Annotated in this window: 23 protein-coding genes; 11 read left to right on the top strand and 12 right to left on the bottom strand. The window is 67.1% G+C overall.

The window, feature by feature from the left end; translation table 11 throughout:
• Window positions 1-234: 234 nt before the first annotated feature.
• The 5 genes from HV798_RS19880 to HV798_RS19900 all read right to left on the bottom strand — a co-directional run bounded on the left by HV798_RS19880 (window position 235) and on the right by HV798_RS19900 (window position 5,409).
• The gene (locus HV798_RS19880; RefSeq protein ID WP_175193513.1) at window positions 235-738 is read right to left on the bottom strand and encodes a Dps family protein; all 504 of its coding nucleotides are present in this window, start codon (window positions 736-738) and stop codon (window positions 235-237) included.
• A 126-nt stretch (window positions 739-864) separates the two neighbouring features.
• Complete coding sequence (locus tag HV798_RS19885; protein ID WP_175193514.1) at window positions 865-1,815, bottom strand: LysR substrate-binding domain-containing protein; 951 nt, start codon at window positions 1,813-1,815, stop codon at window positions 865-867.
• A gap of 80 nt (window positions 1,816-1,895) precedes the next feature.
• Entirely contained in the window at window positions 1,896-3,986 is a 2,091-nt protein-coding gene (gene recG, locus HV798_RS19890) for an ATP-dependent DNA helicase RecG (RefSeq protein ID WP_175193515.1), read from the bottom strand.
• 39 nt (window positions 3,987-4,025) lie between these two features.
• A complete protein-coding gene (locus HV798_RS19895; protein WP_025140845.1) occupies window positions 4,026-4,412 on the bottom strand; it encodes a Rid family detoxifying hydrolase in 387 nt (128 codons plus the stop codon).
• Between the two features lie 88 nt (window positions 4,413-4,500).
• Window positions 4,501-5,409, bottom strand: a complete 909-nt coding sequence (locus HV798_RS19900; protein ID WP_175193516.1) for a LysR family transcriptional regulator — start codon at window positions 5,407-5,409, stop codon at window positions 4,501-4,503.
• Between the two features lie 123 nt (window positions 5,410-5,532).
• Between HV798_RS19900 and HV798_RS19905 the strand changes: the two genes are divergently transcribed.
• Genes HV798_RS19905 through HV798_RS19915 form a run of 3 tightly spaced genes read left to right on the top strand, consistent with a single transcriptional unit; the run spans window position 5,533 to window position 8,331 of the window.
• Window positions 5,533-6,891, top strand: coding sequence for an acyclic terpene utilization AtuA family protein (locus HV798_RS19905; protein WP_175193517.1), 1,359 nt, complete (start codon window positions 5,533-5,535; stop codon window positions 6,889-6,891).
• The gene (locus tag HV798_RS19910; protein ID WP_246288980.1) at window positions 6,888-7,322 is read left to right on the top strand and encodes an AtuA-related protein; all 435 of its coding nucleotides are present in this window, start codon (window positions 6,888-6,890) and stop codon (window positions 7,320-7,322) included. The genes HV798_RS19905 and HV798_RS19910 overlap by 4 nt, the downstream gene beginning before the upstream one ends.
• 46 nt (window positions 7,323-7,368) lie before the next feature.
• Entirely contained in the window at window positions 7,369-8,331 is a 963-nt protein-coding gene (locus tag HV798_RS19915; RefSeq protein WP_175193518.1) for a Bug family tripartite tricarboxylate transporter substrate binding protein, read from the top strand.
• A 5-nt stretch (window positions 8,332-8,336) separates the two neighbouring features.
• Here the strand turns inward: HV798_RS19915 and HV798_RS19920 are convergent, their stop codons facing one another.
• Window positions 8,337-9,221 (bottom strand): LysR substrate-binding domain-containing protein, encoded by an 885-nt coding sequence (locus tag HV798_RS19920; RefSeq protein ID WP_175193519.1) that lies wholly within the window; start codon window positions 9,219-9,221, stop codon window positions 8,337-8,339.
• Between the two features lie 140 nt (window positions 9,222-9,361).
• On the opposite strand from HV798_RS19920, the gene HV798_RS19925 reads away from it, so the two are divergent.
• Together HV798_RS19925 and HV798_RS19930 are read left to right on the top strand one after the other, a co-directional pair.
• Entirely contained in the window at window positions 9,362-9,757 is a 396-nt protein-coding gene (locus tag HV798_RS19925; protein WP_175193520.1) for a RidA family protein, read from the top strand.
• A 1-nt stretch (window position 9,758) separates the two neighbouring features.
• Entirely contained in the window at window positions 9,759-10,871 is a 1,113-nt protein-coding gene (locus HV798_RS19930; RefSeq protein WP_175193521.1) for an oxidoreductase, read from the top strand.
• Between the two features lie 87 nt (window positions 10,872-10,958).
• On the opposite strand, the gene HV798_RS19935 is transcribed toward HV798_RS19930, so the two are convergent.
• Window positions 10,959-11,735: a ferredoxin--NADP reductase gene (locus HV798_RS19935; protein WP_175193522.1), complete on the bottom strand. Its 777-nt coding sequence runs from the start codon at window positions 11,733-11,735 to the stop codon at window positions 10,959-10,961.
• 265 nt (window positions 11,736-12,000) lie between these two features.
• On the opposite strand from HV798_RS19935, the gene HV798_RS19940 reads away from it, so the two are divergent.
• The 3 genes from HV798_RS19940 (at window position 12,001) to HV798_RS19950 (ending at window position 15,662) form a co-directional block, all read left to right on the top strand.
• Complete coding sequence (locus HV798_RS19940; RefSeq protein WP_025140854.1) at window positions 12,001-13,044, top strand: Fe(3+) ABC transporter substrate-binding protein; 1,044 nt, start codon at window positions 12,001-12,003, stop codon at window positions 13,042-13,044.
• A 165-nt stretch (window positions 13,045-13,209) separates the two neighbouring features.
• Entirely contained in the window at window positions 13,210-14,880 is a 1,671-nt protein-coding gene (locus tag HV798_RS19945) for an ABC transporter permease (protein ID WP_175193523.1), read from the top strand.
• A 5-nt stretch (window positions 14,881-14,885) separates the two neighbouring features.
• Complete coding sequence (locus HV798_RS19950) at window positions 14,886-15,662, top strand: ABC transporter ATP-binding protein (RefSeq protein ID WP_175193524.1); 777 nt, start codon at window positions 14,886-14,888, stop codon at window positions 15,660-15,662.
• Window positions 15,663-15,725: 63 nt separating this feature from the next.
• Here HV798_RS19950 and HV798_RS19955 read toward each other — a convergent pair whose 3' ends face one another.
• Entirely contained in the window at window positions 15,726-16,703 is a 978-nt protein-coding gene (locus HV798_RS19955) for a Bug family tripartite tricarboxylate transporter substrate binding protein (RefSeq protein ID WP_175193525.1), read from the bottom strand.
• Window positions 16,704-17,220: 517 nt separating this feature from the next.
• On the opposite strand from HV798_RS19955, the gene HV798_RS19960 reads away from it, so the two are divergent.
• Together HV798_RS19960 and prfH are read left to right on the top strand one after the other, a co-directional pair.
• On the top strand, window positions 17,221-18,357 hold the full coding sequence (locus tag HV798_RS19960; protein ID WP_175193526.1) for an RNA ligase RtcB family protein: 1,137 nt from the start codon (window positions 17,221-17,223) through the stop codon (window positions 18,355-18,357).
• Window positions 18,357-18,992, top strand: coding sequence for a peptide chain release factor H (gene prfH, locus HV798_RS19965; protein ID WP_175193527.1), 636 nt, complete (start codon window positions 18,357-18,359; stop codon window positions 18,990-18,992). The genes HV798_RS19960 and prfH overlap by 1 nt, the downstream gene beginning before the upstream one ends.
• Window positions 18,993-19,103: 111 nt before the next feature.
• Here the strand turns inward: prfH and HV798_RS19970 are convergent, their stop codons facing one another.
• Complete coding sequence (locus HV798_RS19970) at window positions 19,104-20,009, bottom strand: pirin family protein (RefSeq protein ID WP_175193528.1); 906 nt, start codon at window positions 20,007-20,009, stop codon at window positions 19,104-19,106.
• 126 nt (window positions 20,010-20,135) lie between these two features.
• Complete coding sequence (locus tag HV798_RS19975) at window positions 20,136-20,834, bottom strand: pirin family protein (protein ID WP_175193529.1); 699 nt, start codon at window positions 20,832-20,834, stop codon at window positions 20,136-20,138.
• 182 nt (window positions 20,835-21,016) lie between these two features.
• Here HV798_RS19975 and HV798_RS19980 point away from each other — a divergent pair, with 182 nt between their 5' ends.
• Window positions 21,017-21,931 carry a LysR family transcriptional regulator gene (locus HV798_RS19980; RefSeq protein WP_025140862.1) on the top strand — a complete coding sequence of 305 codons (915 nt, stop codon included), beginning with the start codon at window positions 21,017-21,019 and terminating at the stop codon, window positions 21,929-21,931.
• A 764-nt stretch (window positions 21,932-22,695) separates the two neighbouring features.
• On the opposite strand, the gene HV798_RS19985 is transcribed toward HV798_RS19980, so the two are convergent.
• Entirely contained in the window at window positions 22,696-23,943 is a 1,248-nt protein-coding gene (locus HV798_RS19985; RefSeq protein ID WP_175193530.1) for a YeeE/YedE family protein, read from the bottom strand.
• 55 nt (window positions 23,944-23,998) lie between these two features.
• Complete coding sequence (locus tag HV798_RS19990) at window positions 23,999-24,928, bottom strand: sulfurtransferase (protein ID WP_217481188.1); 930 nt, start codon at window positions 24,926-24,928, stop codon at window positions 23,999-24,001.
• Between the last annotated feature and the right edge of the window lie 12 nt (window positions 24,929-24,940).

A 24,940-nucleotide genomic window follows, 5' to 3' on the forward strand; every position in this document is an offset into this window, starting at 1 on the left:
GGAGACCGCGCGGTATTGCAACTTCAAGTCACTGATCGCGTCGGAATTACCGAAAAATATCGTCCCAGGCGTGTATCAGGAAAAATCAAAACCTATTGACCATTTATCCCCGGCGCGGCAGTGTGAATGGCGCGCGCGAGGAATCATCACGGCGCGCATATGAAAAAGCCCCCGGCGCCTTGCGGCGCCGGGGGCTTTTTTTCGTCATTGGCGCCGGTCAGGGCGCCGTGGGGATCACTGCAGCAGGCTGCGCAGCATCCAGGCGTTCTTTTCGTGCACGTCCAGGCGCTGCGTGAGCAGGTCGGCGGTGGGCTGGTCGTTGGCGGCATCGGCCTTCTCGAACGCCGAACGGGCGGTCTTGGCGACCGACTCGTTGGCGCTGACCAGGAGGCGCACCATTTCCAGGGCTTCCGGCACGGACTCCGGTTCGGCGATGGACGACAGCTTGGAATATTCGCGGTACGTGCCCGGCGCGTAGTGGCCCAGGGCGCGGATACGTTCGGCGATGCTGTCCAGGGCGTTCCACTCTTCGGTGTACTGCGTCATGAACATCAGGTGCAGCGTGTTGAACATGGGGCCCGTGACGTTCCAGTGGAAGTTGTGCGTCATCAGGTACAGCGTGTACGAATCGGCCAGCAGCTTGGACAATTCGCCGGCCACCGCGGCCCGGTCCTTGTCCGAGATACCGATGTTGATGCGCGGTGCGCTGATGGAGGTCTTCTTGGAGGTCTTTGCCATTGCTAGCTCCCTGAGGGGTGGGTGGACAAAACTAGGATAACACCGCGAAACCTGCGATTTCGCGGCAAAAACGCATGCCAATCAACGACTTGGCGATCGCTTGACCGAACGCAAACAACGCCCGGATCAATCCTGCACCGCCGCCGTTTCGTCGGACAGCATCCGCACGCCCGGCAGCTCGCATTCGTACACTGCCTGCGCCAGCGCCTCGATCGCCGCCAGGCGCGGAAAGCTGCGACGCCAGGCCAGCACCACGCGGCGCTCGGGCACGTGGCCTTCGAACGGCAGATAGCGCAGCAGGCTGTTCGACGGCGGCGGCTGCGGTACGGCGGTCACGGGCAGCACGGTCACGCCGATGCCGGCGGCCACCATGTGGCGGATGGTTTCGAGGGACGAGCCTTCGAAAGTGCGCTGGATGCCGTCGCTGGCCGCCGAAAAGCGCGACAGCTCGGGGCACACTTCCAGCACCTGGTCGCGAAAGCAATGGCCGCTGCCCAGCAGCAGCATGGTCTGCTGCTTCAGGTCCTGCGCGTCGATGGCCTTGCGCTGCGCCAGTTCATGGTCTTGCGGCACGGCCACCACGAAGGGCTCGTCGTACAGCGGCTGCATCACCAGCCCGGCTTCCGGCAGCGGCAAGGCCATGATGGCGCAATCGATCTCGCCCTGGCGCAACAGTTCGACCAGCCGCACGGTGAAGTTTTCCTGCAGCAGCAGCGGCATCTGCGGCGTGCGGCCGATCTGCACCGGCACCAGGCGCGGCAGCAGGTAGGGTCCGATGGTGTGGATCACGCCCACCCGCAACGGCCCGGCCAGCGGGTCATGCCCCTGGCGCGCGATTTCCTTGATGCTGGCGCTTTCTTCCAGCACTTTCTGGGCCTGGGCCACGATGCGCTGGCCGATGGGCGTGACGCCCACTTCCGCGCCGCCGCGTTCGAACAGCGTCACGCCCAGTTCGTCCTCGAGCTTGCGGATCGCCACCGACAGCGTGGGCTGGCTGACGAAACAGGCCTCGGCCGCCCGGCCGAAATGCCGCTCGCGGGCCACCGCTACGATGTATTTGAGTTCGGTCAGAGTCATGGTGGACTACGCCCCCAGGGGTTGGGCGCCGGCCCGGCGGGCGGCGCTGGAAAATGGGAAGGTCATGGTGGCTGCGTGCGTCATGTGCGCAGGAAGTCTTCCCTGCCCCGCATCCAGCGGGCCAGGTGCGTCTCGACAGCAGCGGGGTGTTCGGCGCGCAGCCACACCGCGGCATCGCGCGCGTCTTCGGCAATAGCGGCGTCGGTTTCCAGATCGGCAAAGCGCAACAGCGCCATGCCCGACTGGCGCGTGCCCAGGAATTCGCCGGGGCCGCGCTGTTCCAGGTCGCGGCGCGCGATTTCAAAGCCGTCGGACGTCTCGAACATCGCGCGCAGGCGTTCGCGCGCCACCTGCGACAGCGGCGTCTGGTAGAGCAGCACGCAGACCGATTCGGCCGTGCCGCGCCCCACCCGCCCGCGCAGCTGATGCAACTGCGCCAGGCCGAAGCGTTCGGCGTGTTCGATGACCATCAGCGAGGCGTTGGGCACGTCGACCCCGACCTCGATCACGGTGGTGGCCACCAGCAGGTCGACCTCGCCTTCGCGAAAGGCCTGCATCACCGCCGCCTTTTCGGCCTGCGGCAGCCGGCCGTGCACCAGGCCGATGCGCAGGTCCGGCAGGTCGACCCGCATGCCCTCGTAGGTGTCCACGGCGGTCTGCAGTTCAAGGGCCTCGCTTTCCTCGACCAGCGGACAGACCCAATAGGCCTGCTGCCCGCCGCGCGCCGCCTGGGCGATGTGCGCGATGACTTCCTCGCGCCGCGCCTCGGACACCAGCTTGGTCAGCACCGGCGTGCGGCCCGGCGGCAGTTCATCGATGACCGACACGTCCAGGTCGGCGAAAAAGGTCATGGCCAGCGTGCGCGGAATGGGCGTGGCGCTCATGTTGAGCTGATGCGGCACGATGCGGCCGCGCACCGTTTCGCCCTTGCGGGTCAGCGCCAGGCGCTGGCCCACGCCGAAGCGGTGCTGCTCATCGACGATGGACAGCCCCAGGCGATGGAATTCGACATGGTCCTGGATCAGGGCCTGGGTGCCCACCACCAGTTGCACGCTGCCATCGGCCGCGGCAGCCGCGGCCTCGCGGCGCGCCTTGGCGGTCAGGCTGCCGCTCAACCAGGCCACGTTCACGCCCAGCGGCTGCAGCCACGACACCAGCTTGCGGAAATGCTGTTCGGCCAGGATTTCGGTGGGCGCCATCAACGCCACCTGCGCGCCCCCGGCAATGGCCTGGGCCGCCGCAATGGCCGCCACCACCGTCTTGCCGCTGCCGACGTCGCCCTGCAACAGGCGGTGCATGGGGTAGGACTTGGCCAGGTCGGCGGAAATCTCGGCCACCACCCGCTGCTGCGCGCCGGTCAGCTTGAACGGCAGCGCCTGATATAGCCGGTCGACCAGGCCGCCAGCCTCGTTGCGCACGGGCAGCGCCTCGGCCTCTTTGATGCGGCGCGCGGCGCGGGCCGCCGCCAGCGACAGCTGCTGGGCCAGCAATTCGTCGAACTTGATGCGGCGCCAGGCCGGATGCACGCGTTCGAGCAGCGCCGATTCGGATTCGCCCTGCGCGGGCGTGTGCAACGCGCGGATCGCCGGCTCGAACGGCGGCAGGTCGTAACGCGCCAGCGCTTCGGGCGGCAGCGTGTCGGACAGGTCGGCGCGATCCAGCGCCTGGGCGATGGCGCGCCGCAGCGTCAGTTGCGGCAGGCCTTCGGTGGTGGGATAGACGGGGGTCAGCGCCGTGGGCAGGGGCGCGTCGGCGTTGGTCATGCGCGGGTGCACCATCTGGCGCCCGAACAGGCCGCCGCGGACCTCGCCGCGCGCGCGCAGCCGCTTGCCCACGCTGACTTGCTTTTGCTGGCTGGGGTAGAAATTCAGCCAGCGCAATTGGAGTTCGCCGCTGTCGTCCACCAAGGTGGCGGTGAGCTGGCGCCGGGGCCGGTACAGGACCTCGGATTTGGTGATCTCGCCTTCGACCTGGCCGGGAAAGCCCGGCCGCAGGTCGCTGATCGGCACGATGCGGGTTTCGTCCTCGTAGCGCAGCGGCAGGTGCAGCACGAAGTCCTCGGGCAGCACCAGACCCAGGTTACGCAGCTTGCGCTCCGTATCCGTCATGGCTTTGCCGGCGCCTTTGGGTTCGGCGCCGGATCGCTTGGATGCCACGGCCGCGGCCGGCATATGGGATGAAACCCCTGGCAAATCGCGCGTGGTCTGGCCTTACAGGACCAGGATCGCTTCGACCTCGAACTGCGCGCCCTTGGGCAGGCTGGCCACGCCAACGGTCGAGCGCGCCGGGAACGGCTGCGGAATCAGTTCGGCCATGATGGCGTTGGCGGCGGTGAACTTGCCCAGGTCGGTCAAGAACAGGGTCAGCTTGACCACGTCGTTCAGCGTGCCGCCGGCGGCTGCCACCACGGCTTCCATATTGGCGAACGCCTGACGCACCTGGGCGTCGAAGTTCTCGGAAACCAGGTCGCCCGTGCCGGGCTCCAGACCAATCTGGCCGGACAGGTAAACCGTCTTGGTGCCGGTCGCGGCAACCGCTTGCGAGTAAGGGCCGACGGCGGCGGGCGCGGCGTCGGTATGGATGATTTGCTTGCTCATGGGCGGAATCCTTGGGTGACGGATAGAAGCTACAACTATCGGATTTTAATCGGCAATAGGGTTTTGCGAAACCCCGGAACCTTCCATCTTACCCAACCTTCGGTGCGCCGCCGATGTCCGCGCGACTGGCCCACAGCAAGTCATAGAGCGCCTGCGCGGCCAGCGGCAGGCTGCGCCCCTGGCGCCACACCAGATAAAGCGGCCGCAGCAGCGCCTTGCCCGCCAGCGGCACGATAGAGAGGTCTGCGCCGCCGAAATGGAACAGGGTCATCGCCGGCACCACCGCCACGCCCAGGCCGGCGCGCACCAGCCCCGTGACGGTGGCCAGGTGTTCCACCTCGAACACCGGCGGCGGTGCGTCCGCGCCAAAGGCGGCATCCAGGTGCTTGCGCACGCTGCTGCCGCGCGCCAGCTGGATCACCGGATATTTGGCAATATCGCGCAGCCGCACCCGGGCCGCCCCGGCCAGCGGGTGGTCGGCGCGGCACACCAGGAAATAGCGGTCGGCGTGCAGGAATTCGCTGTCCAGGTCGCTCATGTCCGGGCGCCGCGAGGCCACCGCGAAATCCACCTGGCCGTCGCGCACCATGTCCAGGCACGGGTCCAGCAAGGCATCGCGCAGGTCGACCGCGATACCGGGATGCTGCGCCCGAAACTGCGCCAGCAACTGCGGCAGCCAGCCCGCCGCCAGCGACGGCAAGGCGGCCAGCGCCACGCGGCCGCGGCGCCGGGCCGCATGGTCGCGCAGGTCTTCCATGACCAGATCCATGTCGGCCAGCAGGCGCCGGGCCGAGGCGTCCAGCACCCGCCCTTCGGCGGTCAGTTCCACGTTGCGGGTGTTGCGGTCGAACAGGCGCAGCCCGGCGCTGTCTTCCAGTTGCCGGATCAGGGCGCTGAAGGCCGGCTGGGTCAGGTGGCAGCGCTGGGCGGCGCGGGTGAAGTGCTTTTCGTCGGCCAGGGCCACGAACGCGCGCAATTGGCGGGCAGACAGATTCATGGCTTTTCTTTATGAATTGATCCGATATTTCTATTTTACTGATGATCAAGCGCTGCCTATAGTGGGGTCCGGTTTTCCCTGCGCGCCGAGCTTGCTGCCCGCCGCGCCTTGCCTGGACCCTTTATGCCTTCCAATCCCCTGCTCATCGGCTGCGCTTCGGGTTTTTCCGGCGACCGCAGCGACGGCGCCGCCGCCGTGGTGCGCACGCTGGCCGCCCGGGGCGGCGGCACGCTGATCTTCGAAACGCTGGCCGAGCGCACGCTGGCGCTGGCCCAACTGGCGCGCAACCAGGACCCGCAGCGCGGCTACGAGCCGCTGCTGGACGACCTGGTCGCCCCCGTGCTGGCCGACTGCCTGCGCCATGGCATCAACATCGTCAGCAACTTCGGCGCCGCCAATCCCGTCGCCGCGGCCCGCCGCATTGCCGAACTGGCCGCCCGCCAGGGCCTGCCCGCCCCGCGTATCGCCGTGATCCATGGCGACGCGCTGGAATCGCCGGCGCAGCGCGACCTGCTGCGCCAGCGGCTGGGTGCGGCGCTGGACGGCGTCGACGTGGTCAGCGCCACCGCCTATCTGGGCGCCACCGAGATCGCCCAGGCCCTGGCCGCGGGCGCGCAGATTGTCGTGGCCGGCCGCGTGGCCGACCCGTCCTTGACGCTGGGCCCGGCGTTGGCGCATTTCGGTTGGGACCTGGCCGACTGGCCGCGGCTGGGCCGCGCCACCATGGCCGGCCACATGCTGGAATGCGGCCTGCAGGTCACCGGCGGCTACTTCTGCGTGCCGGGCCTGAAAGAAGTGCCCGATGTGCACGCGGCGGGCTTTCCCATCGCCGAGATCCAGGCCGACGGCGAATTCATCATCGGCAAGGCGGACGCCACCGGCGGCGCGGTGGATGCGCGCACGGTCAAGGAACAGCTGCTGTACGAAGTGCATGACCCGGCCCGCTACCTGACGCCCGACGTCGTGGCCGACCTGTCCCAGGCCCAGGTGCAGGACCTGGGCGGCAACCGAGTGGCCGTGCGCGGCATCACCGGCCATGCGCGGCCCGATGAATTGAAGGTCAACGTCTGCTATCACGGCGGCTGGCTGGCCGAGGCCGAGATTTCCTATGCCGGCGTGCAGGCCGAAGCGCGCGCCCGGCTGGCCGCCGACATCGTGCAAAAGCGCCTGGGATCGGCCCTGCGCCTGCGCGCCGACCTGATCGGCGCCATCAGCATCCTGGACGATGACGCCGGCGCTTTGCGCGGCGCGCAAGCCGATGGCCACGGCCGCGACGTGCGCCTGCGCATGGCCGGCGAACATGCCGACCGCGCGGTGGCCGAACGCGTGCTGCGCGAAGTGACCGCGCTGTACACCTGCGGCCCGGCCGGCGGCGGCGGCGTGCGCACCGCGCTGCGCCCGCGCCTGAACATGGTGTCCTGCACCATCCCCCGCGACGCCGTGCACAGCGGCTGGCGCTTCCTGGAAGAGATCGCACAATGAACCCTGCCACCGCATCCGGGGCGGCCGCGCCCCACACCGAGTCCCGCGTGGCCGTGCCCCGGGTGGCCGTGCCCTTGTACCGCCTGGGCCACAGCCGGTCCGGCGACAAAGGCGACATCTCGAACCTGAGCCTCATCGCCTGGGACCCCGAGTGCCACGCCGTGCTGGCCGAGCAGGTGACCGAGGCCCGCGTGGCCGCCTGGTTCGCCTATCGCCACCCGGTGCGCGTCACCCGTTACCTCTTGCCCACCCTGCACGCGATGAACTTCGTGCTGGAAGGCGTGCTGGACGGCGGCGTCAACGACGCCCTGAACCTGGACGCCCACGGCAAGAGCCTGTCTTTCCGCTTGCTGGACATGACGGTCCTGGTCAGCCCCGCGCTGGCCGACCGGCTGCCCGACATCCCGGGCGACCGCCCCGCCCCCGCCTGACCTTTACGCCCCACCCCATAAAAAAACACACCCAGGAGACAACCCCATGCGCATTCCCCTCAAGAGCCGACTGGCCCTGCTGATGGCAGCCCTGCCGCTGACCGCCCTGGCCCAGAATTTTCCGGCCAAGCCCATCACCTTCATCGTGCCGTTTGCCGCCGGCAGCGCCACCGACCAGATCGGCCGCGCCATCGGCCAGGGCGTCACCGAGCAGACCGGCCAGGCGGTGGTCATCGAGAACAAGCCCGGCGCCAGCGCCATGATCGGCGCCGCCACCGCGGCCCGCGCCGCGCCCGACGGCTACACGGTACTGATCACCACCAACACCACACACGCCGCCAACGAGCACCTGTACAAGACGCTGACCTATCACCCCGTCAAGGACTACGCCCCGATCTCGCTATTGGGCAAGGGCGGCCAGATCATGGTGGTCAACCCCGGCTCGCCCGCCAAGACGGTGGGCGACTTCCTGGCGCAGGCGCGCCAGTCGCCGGGCAAGCTGAGTTTCGGCAGCGGCAGTTCCAGCAGCCGCATCGCGGGCGAACTGCTGCAACAGATGGCGGGCGTGCAACTGCTGCACGTGCCCTACAAGAGCAACCCGCTGGCCGTGACCGACCTGCTGGGCGGGCAGATCGACATGATGATCACCGACACCGCCACCGGCCTGCCGCAGGTCAAGTCGGGCAAACTGCGCGCGCTGGGCGTCACCGGCCTGACGCGTTCGCCGCTGGCCCCCGATGTGCCCACCATCGCCGAATCCGGCGTGCCGGGCTACGAAATGGGCTACTGGTTCGCCGCCTACGCGCCGGCCGGCACGCCGCCCGACGTGGTCAAGCGCCTGAACGAACTGCTGGTCAAGGCCACCCAGAGCGCGCCGGCCAAGCAGTTCTATGCCCAGACCGGCACCGATCCGGCCTCATCCACGCCGGACGAACTGGCGCAGTTCCAGCTGGCCGAATCGAAGAAGTGGGGCGACATCATCAAGAAGGCCGGCATCCAGCCGGAATAAGCGCGTCACCCCGCCGCCTGCGCCTTCAGCCATTCCAGCACGGCGCGCGCGCCGTGCGACAGCGCTCGCTCGGCGCTGACAGCGACGTGGTACGTGTGCCCGTCGATGCTCGGCCCGAAAGGCTGATGGAGCTGGCCCGCCGCCAGTTCCTGGGCGACCAGCGCCTGGCTGACCAAGGCGATGCCTTCCCCCGCGACGGCCGCTTGAATGGCGTGCCCTTCATCCGAAAACCGCAGCTCGCCCGCGGGCGATGCCTCGGGCCGCCCGGCTTGGGCAAACCAGCGCTCCCAGGTGGGATTGTGCGGATGCTGCCGCCGCCATTCGAAGTAGATCAGCGGCCAACGCGCCAGGTCTTCGATTGTGCGCACACCCAGCCGCGGGTTGGCAACGGGGGCAAAGCGGTCTGTGAATAGCGGTTCGACGGTCAGGCCGGGATACGGCCCCCGGCCGTAGCGGATGGCAATGTCGACCGCCGTCGAACGCAGGTCGACGATCTCGTCCGAGGCCTGGACTTGCAGGTCGATACCCGCCAGGTCGCGGCGAAACGCCCCCATCCTTGGCAAGAGCCATTTCGCCGTGAACGCGTTGGTCGCCGAGATGACCACCTGGGGCCGCTGCCGGGCTTCGGTCAGCCGTTCCAGCGCCGCCTGGAAGGCGTCGAAGCCATCGCGCAGCACCGGGTACAGGCGCGTGCCCGCATCGGTAAGCGCGACGCGCCGGACCTGCCGGGTAAAGAGGGCCGCGCCGACCTGTTGTTCAAGCCCTCGAATCTGGTGGCTGACGGCCGTGGGCGTGACCGCGAGTTCTTCGGCGGCCGCCTTGAAGCTGCCCAGGCGGGCCGCGGCCTCGAAGGCGCGTAGCGCTGACAGGGGCAGGAATCGTCGATGCATGAGGCTGGGACCGGTGTTGATATGAATGAAATTATCTCACCTGATGCTTGATAAATGAACCTTTGTCGGGCGGATTCCACTCCCTTATCTTCTCTCTACCCGCCATCGTCGGCGGACTTGATAAATGAGAGAAACTAATCATGATCGAACGCGTCACCACCCAGCCTGACCCCTACGAACCCTTCCTGCTGTCGCAAGGCATCAAGGCCAATGGCTGGCTGTTCATCTCGGGCCAGGCCGGCGCGGGCGAGAACGGCAAGATCGTCCAGGGCGGCTTCCTGGCACAGGGGCGGCAGGCTTTTGCGAACCTGCGCCGGGCGCTCGAAGCCGGCGGCGCCAGCCTGAAGGATGTGGTCAAGGTCACCATTTTCGTGACCGACATGGGCCACTTCGATGACGTCGTGACGCTGCGCCGCGAATTCTTCGCGGCGCCCTACCCGGCCGACACCATCGCCGAGATTCGCGCCCTTTACACACCCGATGCGATGATCGAAATCGAAGCGATCGCGGTCGTCCCCCACGCAGAGGGTCGTTGAGATGGCCACGTCGACGCTTTACGACCCGGTTGCGATCGGCGCGCTGCGGCTGGCGAACCGCCTGGCCGTCGCACCGATGACGCGGGTCAGTGCCTTGGCCGATGGCCGGGCCACCGCGCAGATGGCGGATTACTACGGCGATTTCGCTGCCGGCGGGTTCGGCCTGGTCATCACCGAGGGCGTCTACACCGACCAGGCCTACGCCCAGGGCTATCTCTTGCAGCCCGGCCTGGCCGACAACGCGCAGCGCGACGCATGGCGCCCCGTGGTAGATCGTGTGCATGCGAGCGGCGGCCGCATCATTGCCCAACTCATGCATGCCGGCGCCATTTCGCAAGGCAATCCCCATCGACCGAACGCCAAAGGCCCGTCAGCGGTGCAGCCCAAAGGCATGCAGATGAGCTTCTATCGTGGGGAAGGCGCCTACCGGCTGCCTGAAGCGCTGTCGCTGGCGGAAGTGAACGATGCGGTGGCGGCTTTCGCCCAGGCGGCGCTCAGGGCAAAGGCGGCCGGCTTCGATGGCGTGGAACTGCACGGCGCGAACGGCTACCTGCTCGACCAGTTCCTGACGGACTACACCAACCAACGCACCGACGGCTACGGCGGCGGGCTGGCGCACCGCCTGCGCCTGGGCGTCGAGACGATCCAGGCCGTGCGCCGCGCCGTCGGCGCCGATTTCACGGTGGGTTATCGCGTGTCGCAAGGCAAGGTCAACGACTTCACCCACAAGTGGGCAGGCGGCGAGCCAGAGGCGGCGCTCATCTTCAAGACGCTGTCGGCCGCCGGCATCGATTACCTGCATACGACGGAATTCGAAGCCTGGCAGCCGGCCTTTGGCGCCGGCCCCAGCCTTGCCGCGCTGGCCCGGCAACACGGCACCGTGCCGGTGATCGCCAACGGCGCCTTGCACACCCCCAGCGAAGCCGTGGGGATGGTCGATCGCGGCGAGGCGGACCTGGTGTCGCTGGGCCGCGGGGCACTGACCCATGCCGACTGGCCGCATCGCCTTCGCAACGGCCTGGTCCTGCAAGCGTTCGATCGCGCCCTGCTCTCGCCCATTGCCGACCTGGCCAACGCAGAAAGACTGCGTGGCGGCCCGCGCACCCCGGCGTGACGCCAGCGGCGTTGGAGATGTGGCTCAAATGCAAAAGGCGCAGCCTGGGCTGCGCCTTTTCATTGCCACGGCAAACGCCGCCGCGGCTTACTTTTCGACGAAAGCGCGTTCGACCACGTAGTCGCCCGGCTGGCCCACGCCCGGGGACACCACGAAACCGCGCTTGTCCAGCATGGCGCTGATGTCGGCCAGCATATGCGGGCTACCGCAGATCATGGCGCGATCGGTTTCGGGGTTGATCTGGGGAATGCCGATGTCGGCGCACAGCTTGCCGTTTTCCATCAGCTCGGTAATGCGGCCCTGGTTGCGGAACGGCTCGCGCGTGACGGTCGGGTAGTAGACCAGCTTGTCGCGCACCACGTCGCCGAAGAACTCGTTGTTGGGCAGTTCTTTTTCGATGAAGTCGGCGTAGGCCAGCTCGCTGGCCCAGCGCACCCCGTGCACCAGGATGACCTTGTCGAAGCGTTCGTAGACGTCGGGGTCTTTGATGATGCTCATGAAGGGCGCCAGGCCCGTGCCCGTGCCGAACAGGAACAGGTGCTTGCCCGGCTTGAGGTCGTCGACCACCAGGGTGCCCACCGGCTTGCGGCTGACCAGGATGGTGTCGCCTTCCTTCAGATGCTGCAGGCGCGAGGTCAGCGGACCGTTCTGCACCTTGATGCTGAGGAATTCGAGGTTTTCTTCGTAGTTGGCGCTGGCGATGCTGTAGGCCCGCAGCAGGGGCTTGCCTTCGACTTCCAGGCCGATCATGACGAAGTGGCCGTTGTGGAACCGCAAGGCCGCGTCACGCGTGGTGGTAAAGGAAAACAGGGTGTCGTTCCAGTGGTGCACGCTAAGCACGCGCTCGGTGTTGAAAGCAGCCATGTCGTATCTAGAGACTATTAGGGTTGACCCTATTCTACAGGGTCCCGATGATAATTGCTCTCATTATTCCGTAATACCCTTATGCCGTATTGATGGGGATCAAGGGTCTGATCGCAAGCCTTACGAACAGTTGAACGCCTTAAAACTTCCTGTTATTGTGCGGTTCTCATTTGATAATCATTTTCGTTAGCAGACCGTTTTGAGCAGCGGACTAGCCCGGCCCGCCCTGGCTTTGACCGCTGCAGACCTTGCCGGAGTTCCTTTCATGTCTATGCGTCCCCAATTGAAAACGCTGCTGCGCACCCTGGCCCTGGCCGGCGCCGCCGCGTTTGCCGTCCCGGCCCACGCCGCCGAGGAAGTCAGCCTGTACACCACGCGTGAACCCAAGCTGATCCAACCGCTGCTGGACGCCTTCACCAAGGAAAGCGGCATCAAGGTCAACACCGTCTTCGTCAAAGACGGCCTGCTCGAGCGCGTGAAGGCCGAAGGCGCCAAGTCGCCCGCCGACGTGCTGATGACCGTGGACATCGGCAACCTGCTCGACCTGGTGGACGGCGGCGTGACCCAATCGGTCAAGTCGCAGACGCTGGAATCGGTCATTCCCGCCAACCTGCGCGGCGCCGACGGCAAGTGGTTCGCCCTGTCGCTGCGCGACCGCGTGCTGTATGTCGAAAAAGACCTGAAGCTGGAAAGCTTCCGCTACGAAGACCTGGCCGATCCCAAATGGAAGGGCAAGGTCTGCATCCGCTCGGGCCAGCACCCCTACAACACCGCCATGGTCGCCTCGATGATCGCCCATGACGGCGCCGAAGCCACCGAAAAATGGCTGCGCGGCGTGAAGGCCAACCTGGCCCGCAAGGCCGCTGGCGGCGACCGCGACGTGGCCCGCGACATCCTGGGCGGCATCTGCGACATCGGCCTGGCCAACGCCTACTACGTCGGTCACATGAAGAACGCCGAAGCCGGCACCGACGCCCGCAAGTGGGGCGACGCCATCAAGGTGATCCGTCCGACCTTCGCCAACAGCAAGAGCGGCGGCACCCACGTGAACGTCAGCGGCGCCGCCGTGGCGGTCAACGCGCCCAACAAGGCCAACGCGGTCAAGCTGCTGGACTTCCTGGTGTCCGAACCCGCCCAGGCGCTGTACGCCCAGGCCAACTACGAATACCCGGTGCGCAAGGGCGTCAAGCTCGACCCCGTGGTCGCCAGCTTCGGCGAACTGAAGGTCGATCCCCTGCCCCTGACCGAAATCGCCAAGTACCGCAAGCAAGCCAGCGAACTGGTGGACAAGGTCGGTTTCGACAACTAAAACACGGCACGGCGGCGCCTCGGCGCCGCCCTTCTGCCTTCAGGCCTGCCCTCGCCCAAACCCGGATTCGCGCCGGATTGGGCGGCGGCAGGCCTTGACGCTACAGGCGCTGCCCCGCGCGGCGCCCGATCCGCAGCATTATTGAAGCAGCACCCTTTCTGAAGCATGCATACCGATTCCCTGCCCCGGCCGCTGCGGTTGCGCTGGGCTGAACGCGGCGCCGGCTGGTTGGCCGGCGCGGTCCTGATCGCCCTGGCCGTGCTGGCGCCTGTGCTGACGCTGGTGTGGTGGGCGCTGGGCGGCGACCTGTCGCACTGGCAGCACCTGGCCAACTATGTGCTGCCGCAGGCCCTGGCCAACACCGCCATGCTGCTGGCCGGCGTGGGCGTGCTGGTGACCCTGCTGGGCACCGGATCCGCCTGGCTGGTGACCGCCTACGAATTCCCGACGCGGCGCGCGCTGACCTGGGCGCTGTTGCTGCCGCTGGCGGTGCCGACCTACATCATCGCCTTCGCCTACCTGGACCTGCTGCACCCGATCGGCCCGATCCAGACCGCCATCCGCGCCCTGCTGGGCTACGACAGCCCGCGCCAGTTCCGGCTGCCGGACCTGCGCTCGATCTACGGCGCGATCTTCGTGCTGGGCTTCGTGCTGTATCCCTATGTGTATCTCAGCACCCGCGTCATGTTCATGACGCAGGCGGCCAGCCTGCTGGAAGCGGCCCGTACGCTCGGCGCCGGCCGCTACGGCGTGTTCTTCCGGGTGGCGCTGCCGCTGGCCCGGCCGGCCATCGTGGTGGGCGTCAGCCTGGCGCTGCTGGAAACGCTGAACGACATCGGCGCCTCGGAATTCCTGGGCGTGCAGACCCTGACTGTGTCGGTCTACACCACCTGGGTCACGCGGTCCGACCTGGCGGGCGCCGCGCAGATCGCGCTGACCATGCTGGCCATCGTGATCGGCCTGATCCTGCTGGAACGCCATGGCCGCAAGCGCCAGCGCTACGCCAATACGCAACGCATGCGGCCCATGCAGCCGCGCCGGCTGCGCGGACCGGCCGCGGCCCTGGCCGCCGTGCTGGGGTGGATTCCGGTGCTGATCGGCTTTGTCGCGCCGGCCCTGTACCTGGTGGTGGAAACCTACAAGCGCCTGCACCTGGTGGGCGGCGTCTCGAACCAGTTGCTCAACGGCTTGAGCAACACCCTCATCGTCGCCTTCAGCGCCACGATCGTCACGCTGGTCTGCGGTCTGATCGTGGCCTGGGCCGGCCGCACACTGCGCGAAAGCGCCGGCTTCAACCCGGGCCGCGCCTGCGCCCGCATTGCCAGCCTGGGTTACGCGGTGCCCGGCACCGTGCTGGCCATCGGCCTGCTCACGCCCTTCGTCTGGATCGACACAGCGGTGGCCAAGGTGTTCGGCGGCACGGGCCTGTTCCTGATGGGGTCGATGGCCGCGCTGGTATGCGCCTACGCCATCCGCTTCCTGGCCATTTCCACCGGTGCGCTGGAAGCGGGCCTGGCCCGCGTGCCGCCGTCGCTGGAACAGGCCTCGCGGCTGCTGGGCGAGACGTCGGCCGGCACGCTGCGCCGCGTTCACCTGCCGCTGCTGCGCCCGGCCCTGGCCGCCAGCGCGCTGCTGGTGTTCGTGGACGCCATGAAAGAACTGCCGGCCACGCTGCTCTTGCGGCCGATGAATTTCGACACGCTCGCCACCTGGCTCTATGCCGAAGCGGCCCGCGGCACTTACGAAGAAGGCGCCGTCGCGGCGCTGGCCATCGTGCTGGCCGGCCTGTTGCCCGTGATCCTGCTGGCGCGCACCAATCTGAAAATGGGACATTGACCACCGTGCCCGATTTGCTTGAACTCGACCATCTCTCGCTGGCCTACGACACCCCCAAGGGCCTGCGCCCCGTGGTGCAGGACCTGACCCTGGGCCTGCCCGCCGGCCACATCGGCTGCCTGCTCGGGGAATCCGGCTGCGGCAAGACCACGGTGCTGCGCGCCATCGCCGGCTTCGAGCCGGTGCGCGCCGGCCGCATCCTGCTGGACGGCACCGTCATCTCGTCACCCACCGAACAGGTCGCCCCGGAAAAGCGCCGCGTCGGCATGATGTTCCAGGACTACGCGCTGTTTCCGCATCTGTCGGTGGCCGAGAACGTGGCCTTCGGCCTGCGCCGCCTGGAACGCACCGAACGCACCCGCCGCGTCGAGGAAATGCTGACGCTGGTCGGCCTGGCGCACGCGGCCAACAGCTATCCGCATGAGATATCCGGCGGCCAACAGCAGCGCGTGGCGCTGGCGCGGGCCCTGGCGCCCTCGCCCGACCTGCTGCTGCTGGACGAACCGTTTTCCAACCTGGACGTGGACACGCGCGAACGCCTGGCGTTCGAAGTGCGCGAAATCCTGAAGACCACGGGCCACACGGCCATCCTGGTGACACACAACCAGGCCGAGGCCTTCGCCATCGCCGACCGCATCGGCGTGATGGCGTCCGGGCGCATCGCGCAGTGGGATACGCCCTACAACCTGCACCACCACCCGGCCGACGACTTCGTACGCGATTTCATCCGCCGCGAAACGCTGGCCGAACAGCGCGAACAGGTGTTCGCGCGCGGCCGCTAGCCGGCCCGCACGTGACCGACCATGTGGGCGGCGGCGCGCGCCGCCCACCGCCCTGCCGCTGCCTCAATCGGCCGACAGCTTCACCTTTTGCGACAAGGCCTTGAAGGCCTCGTACTGGCTGCGCGTCAGGCGCTCCACTTCCTCGGGCGTCGAACCGTACGGCATGAAGCCGGCCTGTTCCAGCTTGTCCTTCACATCCGGCATCGCCAGCGCTTCGCGGAACGCGTCGCTGAGCGCGGCCGTCACGTCCGCCGGCATCTTGGCCGGGCCATACACCGCGAACCACGGGTCCACCACGGCCGCCCCGTAGCCCAGTTCGGCCAGCGTCGGCACATCAGGCAGCGCGGGCGCGCGCTTGCTGCCAGTCACTGCCAAGGCGTGGACCTTGCCCGCCTTGATGTGCGGCAAGGACGCCGGCAGGTTGTCGAACATCACCGGCAGATGGCCGCCCAACAGGTCGTTCAGGCCCTGCGCGCTGCCCTTGTACGGAATGTGCTGCATGCCGGCGCCCGTCAGCTGATCGAACATCACGCCCGCCAGGTGCATGGACGTGCCGGTGCCCGGCGTACCGAAGGCGGTGCCCGGATGCTGCTTGGCGTAGGCCACCAGGTCCTTGACGCTGTCGACCTTCAAGGCTGGGCCGGTTTCCAGCACGACCGTGGACGCGCCCAGCATGCTGACGCCGGTGAAGTCCTTGGTGGGGTCGAACGGCATCGACGGATAGACGAACGGGTTGAGCGCGTTGGTCGAAATGGCGCCGAAGCCGATCGTGTAGCCATCGGGCGCGGCCTTGGCCACGGCGTCCATGCCGATGTTGCCGCCCGCGCCGGGGCGGTTTTCGACGATGACGGGCTGGCCGAGTTTCTCGGCCACCTTCTGGCCCGCGGTGCGCGCCACCAGATCGGTGGTGCCGCCCGCCGTGTAGGGCACGATGAAGGTGATGGGCTTGGCCGGATAGCCGGCCGCCTGCGCGGCGGCGGCGCCATGGACCACCGCCAGCGCGGCCACGGTGCGCAGGACGTTCAGGGTAATGCGTTGCATGATGTCTCCATCCCTATTGTTATCAAGTCAGGGATGCGCATCATACTGCTGCGCGCTTGGCACGAAACTGACACGACTGTGGCGCAATTCATACGCCTGCAGCCAGATTGACGGCGCTTTGCCCATGCTGATGCGTCACCTCGCGGCAATCGATGATAGAGTGGCGCTCTGTTGGGCCCCGCGCCCTCACACTACCGAACTGCACAGGAGGAAAAAAATCATGCAAAACACGATGCAACAACAAACTTCCCACGCTGCAGGCCGCGTCTAGTCCGTTCGAATTCTTCTTGCTGTCGCCACTGCATGCCACCCGCGCATGCAGCCCCGCCCGTCCACGCGACGGGCAACGTTCGCATAGCAATCCATTCGCATTGCCTTGGCCCGGACCTGCCACACAGGGTCTCCCATACGCCTCGCCCCCGCACGGCCATCGCCTGCCCGAGCGCGGTATCCGCACGCCTGCGCTTGGCAGGACGCGCGGCCCAGGGAGCCCCGGATGATCTGATCTGGAAATACCATGGGCAATTGCATTCAAACCTTGTCCGAGCGCGTCACGTTGATCGCCTCGGACGAGACCTGGATCGAAGGCAACGCGATCCAACAACTACACACCACCGCTGAACTTGCCGGCATGCGCCGCGTGGCCGGCATGCCTGACCTGCATCCCGGCCGGGGCTACCCGGTGGGCGCAGCATTCTTTTCCACTGGCCGCCTGTACCCCGCCCTGATCGGCGGCGACATCGGCTGCGGCATGGCGCTGTGGTCGACCGACGTCGACGCTCGGAAAGCGGCGCCCGACAAGCTGGAAAGAAAGCTGGGCAACCTGGATGCCCAGCTGGACGACCGCTGGCAAGCGCTCGCGTCCGAACTGGCGCCCGCTGACGTGGGCTATCGGCAGGCGCTGGGCACCATCGGCGGCGGCAATCATTTTGCCGAGCTGCAACGCATCGACGAGATCCACGACCCCGAGGCCGTCGCGGCCTTGCAGCTGGACGTCAAACGGCTGGTGCTGCTGGTGCACAGCGGCTCGCGCGGATTGGGCGGCGCGATTCTGCAAGACCACATCCATCGGCATGGGCATGCCGGCCTGGCGCAAGGCAGCGCAGACTGCACGGCCTACCTGGCCCAGCACGACGGCGCATTGCGTTACGCCGAAGCCAACCGGCAACTGATCGCGCGCCGCATGCTGGACCGCCTGGGAGCCAAGGGCGAACAGGTGCTGGACGTGCACCACAACCTGGTGACGCCGTCGGTGATCCAGGGCGAAGCCGGCTGGCTGCATCGCAAAGGCGCCACGCCGTCGGATGCCGGGCCGGTCGTCATTCCGGGATCTCGCGGTGACTTCAGCTACCTGGTGGCGCCGATTCCCGGCGAAGCCAGCCTGTATTCGCTGGCGCATGGCGCCGGCCGCAAATGGATGCGCAGCGAGTGCAAGGACCGCCTGTTCAAGCGCTACACCCCGGCGCAACTGGGCCGCACCAAGCTGGGCAGCCACGTCATCTGCCAGGACAAGCAGCTGATCTACGAAGAAGCGCCCGAGGCCTACAAGCCCGTGGACAGCATCATCGACAGCCTCCAACAAGCGGGGCTGGTCACAGTGCTGGCCAGGCTGCGCCCGGTGCTGACCTACAAGACGCGCGGAGGATGCTGCTGATGGAACTGCTGCAACTTTCCGCGGCCCACGGGCCTGACGAGTGCTGCCTGGCGGTCGCCAAGGCGCTGGCCTGCCTGCTGCGCGAAGCGCGTGGCCTGGGCATCGATGTCGACATGCTGGAATCCGAAGCCGGCGCCAGGGCGGGCACGTACCGGTCGGTGCTGCTGAGCCTGGACGGCGCGGGCGCTGAAGGCCTGGCGGCCGATTGGGAAGGTTCGATCCAATGGATCTGCGCCAGCCCCTACCGCCCCGGCCACGCCCGCAAGAACTGGTTCATCGGCGCCTTGCGATGCGAGATGCCGACGAGCCAGCTATCCAGCGAAATCCGCTTCGAAACCACGCGTTCGTCCGGGCCGGGCGGCCAGCACGTCAACAAGACCGAGTCGGCCGTGCGCGCCACTCATGTGGCCACGGGCATCACCGTCAAGGTGCAGACCGAACGCAGCCAGCATGCCAATAAACGCATCGCCACGCTGCTGATCGCCCACCGGCTGGCGAACCTCGCCCAGGCCCTGCAAGCGGCCCAGCGGGCCGAACGCCGCCAGTTTCACCACCAGGTGGAACGCGGCGGTCCCCGGCGTGTCTTCAAAGGAGAAAACTTCGTGTTGATGAAAATGCGCCCGACACAGGCGTAGAACGAAACGGGCCTGCATCCCTGGTAACGCTGGGAATGCAGGCCCGTTTGCCGTCCGCGCCAACCGGCGGCGACATCACCGCCGTGAACGCACCGTCGGCAAACGTTGGCATCACGCGCGCGGCGCGGGCAGCGGAATGAACTCGGTCTCGTCGCCCGGCACCGTCTGGCCAAAGCGGTTGCGCTGCCATTCCTCTTTGGCCTGTTCGATGCGGTCCTTGCTGCTGGACACGAAGTTCCACCAGATGAAACGCGGCCCTTCGAGGGGCTCGCCGCCCAGGACGGCAAAGCGCGCATCGGTGCGGGCGCGGATCTGCACCGGACGGCCCGGCGCAAAGACGATCAGGCGGCCGCTTTCGAACACCTGCCCGTCGACTTCCACGGAACCCGTGGCCAGGTAGGCCGCGCGTTCTTCATGTTCGGCCGGCAGCACGGTCACCGCGCCGGCCTGCAACTGCATGTCGCCATAGAACAGCGGCGAATGCGTCTTGACCGACGAGGTCTTGCCGAACAACGAGCCCGCCACGACCTGGGCGCGCACGCCCTCGCCTTCGATCACGGGCTGGGCATCCAGGCCGTAATGGGTAAAGCCGGGATCGGTCTCTTCGTGTTCTTTGGGCAGGCCGACCCAGATCTGCAGGCCACAGAGGCGCTGCGAGGCCTGGCGGCTTTCGGGCGAGGAACGTTCAGAATGCACGATGCCCCGGCCGGCCGTCATCCAGTTCACTTCGCCAGGCAAAATAGTCTGCGTGTTGCCGGTGCCGTCGCGGTGCACCATGGACCCTTCGTACAGATAGGTGACGGTGGACAGGCCGATGTGCGGATGCGGCCGCACGTCGATGCCGGACCCGGCGTTGAATTCCACGGGCCCCATATGGTCCAGGAAGACAAAGGGGCCGACGGTGCGGCGCTGCGCCGAGGGCAGCGCGCGGCGGACTTCGAAGCCGCCCAGGTCGCTGGTGCGCGGCACCACCACGGTTTCGATCTGGCTTTCGCCGGGTTGGGACAAGGTGGACATGGAATACGCTCCTGTAGGGTGGCCCTGGGGCCATCTTAAGCCCGGCCGGTTCTTTGCTGAACCGCCGGCGCGGCATTGCGAAAAACAAGGCCGGGCGGATCTCGGCAATCCGCCCGGCCGCCGGCTTTACGCCAGGTCGAACACAAGCACTTCGGCATCCTTGCCGCCGGACAGCGCGACACGGGTTTCATCGGTGATGGCGACGGCATCGCCAGCCGCCAGCTCGATGCCGTTGACAACGACACTGCCGCGAGCCACATGGACCCAGGCACGGCGGCCGGGAGCCAGGTCGAGCGTGGCGGACTCATCGCCGTCGAACAGACCGGCATACAGCCGCACGTTCTGATGGATCTTCATCGAACCATCGATGCCATCGCCCGACACCAGGGCTTGCAGGCGACCGCGCTTTTGCTCGTCGGAAAAGGCCTTTTCTTCATACTCCGGCGCAATGCCGGTGACGTCAGGCTCGATCCAGATCTGCAGCAGGTGGGTTTCCTGGTCGGCACGCGGGTTGAATTCCGAGTGCATGACCCCCCGGCCGGCGCTCATGCGCTGGACGTTGCCGGGCTGGATGGTGGAGCCGCTGCCCATGCTGTCTTTGTGGGCGATGGCGCCATCCAGCACGTAGGTGATGATTTCCATGTCGCGATGGCCATGCGTCCCGAAACCGCGGCCGGCGGCGATGCGATCGTCGTTGATGACACGCAGCGCGCCAAAGCCCATGTGGCCGGGGTCGTAGTAGTTGGCGAAGGAAAAAGTATGGAACGAGTCGAGCCACCCGTGGTTGGCATGGCCCCGCTCGGCGCTGCGGCGAATGGTAAGCATAGTGGTCTCCCTGTTGCAATTAAGTGAATGGTCTTGCAGCCGCTGGCATCGATCTATCGCTGCATCTGGCTTGGCTGCTAAACCGGCATGAATAGAATTGTGCCTGGTCCGCCCCAGGTAATTGACGCTATGATTTGACGGAACCATTCAATTTATTTGAACGATCAACCGGAGCCTCCCCGATGCAAGCGATTACCCCCGAACTCCTGGTGCTGGTGGACGCAATCGCCCGCCACGGCAGTTTCGCGAAGGCGGCGCGCGAGCTGGGCAAGGTGCCGTCGGCAGTGACCTATTCGATCCGCAAACTGGAAGACGGGCTGGACGTCCTGCTGTTCGACCGCTCGGGCCACCGGGCGCTGCTGACGCCGGCCGGCGAAACGCTGCTGAAGGACGGCCGCCACGTGCTCCAATCGCTGGACGATCTGGCCTGCCGGGTCAAACGTATCGCAACCGGTTGGGAAGTGGAACTGCGCATCGCAGTCAGCGCGGTGCTGCCCTGGCGCCCGCTGTACGACCTGATCGAGGAATTCCAGGCGCTGGAAACGGCGACGACGCTGCGCTTTTCAACAGAAGTGCTGAGCGGCAACTGGGACGCACTGACGTCAGGCCGCGCAGACCTGGTGATCGGGGCCGGCGCGGCGGGCGAACCGACCGGCCCGTACCGATCCCAAGCAATGGGCCAGGCCCAGTTCGCGTTCTGCGTGGCGGCGCACCACCCGCTGGCATCCGCCCCACAACCGCTGAGCCGCGCGGACATCACACGCTATTGCGCGGTAGTCGTAGCCGACACGTCACGCAATCTCCCGCCGCAGTCGCGCGGCATCCTGGCGGAACAACCGACGCTGGTGATGCCGACGATGCAGGCAAAGATCGAAGCGCAGATCCGCGGGCTGGGATGCGGGTATCTGCCCCTGACGCTGGCGGCGCCTTACCTGTCGCAAGGGGTGCTGGTGGTGTGCGAAACGGACGAAGGCATGTCGCTGACGGAACACGTGGCGTATGCATGGCGGGCCGAGGCGCCTGGGGAGGCGTTGAAGTGGTGGCTGCAGAAGATGAAGTCGCCGCGGTTGTGTGAGGGGTTGTTGGGGCTTGCTTGAGATTTGTTTGCCTGCGTGAGGGTGTGCTTCTTGGGCCGCTCGGGGCGCAGGGCATGTGTGGGGCGGGCGCCCACGATTGCGGTCCGGAGCCTTCGCTCCGGACTTACCTAGGCGGCCCCCCCCTTCGTCATCTTCGTCCGCCTTCGGCTCCCTTCAGATTCCCTCGGGCGCATCGAGGTTGCCCGCCCCACACATGCCCTGCGCCCCGAGCTACATATCGGCGGTTTGAGGCGCTGCTGCGGTGGCCTAATGCGGCGAGACTTGCGGGGCCCGTCAGTTGGGGCCGCGCGGGCGGCCCCGCCTAACTTACGCGGTGGTTGGGCGTCGTCACGATGACGCTGCGCGCTGGCCAAGAAAAGCGCTCTTGCCAGTGGTGGTGGCGAGCAAACGCCGCGACTCGTCTTTCTCTCTTCTCCACAAGCGCGCAGCGTCCCTGCCACACTTTCCAACGCCGCAATGCCAAACGTGGCCGCCCGCGCGGCCGCGGCTTGGCGGCCCTGCAGATTTCATGCCCTGACCACGGGTCGAGCGGCGCGACAAACCAAGACGCACGTAGCCCCTGGCGGTGGTGGCTTGCTGAGTGGGCAACCTCGATGCGCCCGAGGGAATCTGAAGGGAGCCGAAGGCGGACGAAGATGACGACGGGGCAGTCCGGAGCGAAGGCTCCGGACCGCAATCGTGGGCGCCCACTCAGCAAGCCACCACCGCCAGGGGCGACCTACGAAGAGATAACGCCACGATTCACGATGACCCGCGACAAACCATCACCGACTAGGCCGCAACTTCAACGCCACCCAGATGCCCGCCAAGCACGCCACACCGAAGATCCAACCTGACAACGCACCCGCCATCACCCCCGACAGCAATGTCCCGACCGTGCACCCCAATGCTGTCATCCCGCCCCACCCCATCAAGACGCCACCAGTAAAGTTACGCGCCACCTCCCGCCAGCCTGGCAGTTTTGGCCGGAATGCGCCTGCTGCCAAAGCCGCTGCCCAGGCGCCGATCACCAATCCTAGAACGAATGTGCCGTTGTTCGAGAGTAGTGCTTGCTTGACCGCGGTCGCGCAGCCCGCGAACGTGTCCAGGCCTTCCAGGCGGGATGGCAGCCAGCCCGCGCTGGAGGCCGCCGTGCGGGCCATGCTGCCCAGCTCGGCCGTCACGCCCAACGGGGCGATGCGCAGGTAGGCGATCACGCCGATGAAGGCCACCAGCACGCCGCCGATGGCAGGCGACCAGCGGTCTTCCAGCACGGTGCGCCAGAGTGGCACGGTGCCGCTTTGGGGCAAGGCCACATTGCCGGATTGGGCGTTCCCCGACAGCGACACGGAGTCGTTAGACGTCGGTGGAATCCGTGCCGTCGTCCCCAGCCCTGCGCGGCCGAGCCTGCTCAGCGTCAACGCCAACAGTGCCAGCGCCGCGCATTGCAACAGCGCCGTGCCGCCGTATCCCAGATGGCGGGGCAGCCAGATGACCGGCGCTTCCTGGATCATCGCCAGGTACAGCGTGTTCCAGGTGGCGAAACCCAGCATGAAGCCCACGGCTGCGCCCAGCAGCGCGAATGGTGATGCCAGTGCGCCCTCGCCCAGGCGATAGAAATGGGCGCTGATGCATGAGCCCGAGATTCGCATGCCGATGCCAAATGTGAAGGCGCCGGCGACCAGCGCCAGGCTGATCGGACCGATGTGAGCGCCGGGCGGTAGACGCTCGGGGCCAGGCACCGGCAGGAACGCGCCGAATACGGCGTGGTAGCCCAGCGTGCCGACCGCCAGCGCGATCAGTACCGCGTAGGCGCCGCGCGGGTCGCGGCGTTCGATGGCGTCGCGGGCGATGCAGTAAAAGCAGAAGCGCGAGCGTTGCAGGACGATGCCGAACGCTGCGCCCAGCAGCAGCGACAACGACAGGTTGCGGCCGCCATCGGGCAGCGGTGCGAGCTGCCAGGCGGCGAGAAACACCGCCGCCAACAGCGTGGCGGCGGCCGTGTAGCGCAGGGCCGCATGGGCCGACGGCACGGCATCATGCTGCGCCGCCGTCCCCGGCGGCGCGGAGTATCCCGGAACGCTCACCTTACGTCTTGCCCCATACCGTGCCGGACGGATTGCTGATCGGCGAGCCGACGCTGTTGCCGTATTCCGTCCACGAGCCGTCGTAGTTGCGTACGTCGTAGCCCAGCAGCTTGCGCAGCGCGAACCAGGAATGGCTGGAGCGTTCGCCGATGCGGCAGTAGGTGATGATGGGCTTCGTGCCATCCACGCCCACGGCCTGGTAGATGGCGCGCAGCTCGTCGGCGGACTTGAAGGTGCCGTCTTCGGCGACCAGCTTGCTCCAGGTCACGTTGACCGCGCCAGGTACGTGGCCGGCGCGTACCGCCAGTTCGGGCACGCCGTTGGGCGCGAAGATCTTGCCGTTGTATTCGTCGGCCGAGCGGATGTCCACCAGCACGCCCTGCTTGTCCTTGCGGGCCACGGCCAGCACGTCCTGCAGATGGGCGCGCAGCGCGGGGTTGGCGTCCTTGATGCGGACGTTGCCGGCGGCGTGGGTCTTCGCGCTGGTCGAGAGCGGGCGGCCTTCGGCTTCCCACTTCTTGCGGCCGCCGTCCAGGATCTTCACGTTGTCGATGCCGTAGATGTCGAAGATCCAGGCGCCCCAGGCGGCGAACCAGTTGTTGTTGTCGCCGTACAGCACGGTGGTGGTGTCGGTGTTGATGCCGGTGCGTTCCAGCAGCCCCTGGAACTGCTTGGGCGGGGCGATGTCGCGGTTGACGGTGTCGACCAGGTCGGTGTGCCAGTTCACGTTGCTGGCGCCGGGGATGTGGCCGCGTTCGAACAGGCCGGGGTTGACGCTGACTTCGACCACGCGCACCTTGGGGTCGTTCAGGTTCTTTTCCAGCCACTCGGTGGTGACCAGGAACTTGGCGTGCTGCGCCGTGGCGGGAAACGCCAGCAGGCTGGCCAGCGCGGCGAAGGCGCCCGCCAGCAGTTTGGATAGGGACATCATGTTCTCCGGAAG

Source organism: Achromobacter deleyi (assembly GCF_902859705.1).
GTDB classification, from domain to species: Bacteria; Pseudomonadota; Gammaproteobacteria; order Burkholderiales; family Burkholderiaceae_B; genus Achromobacter; species Achromobacter deleyi.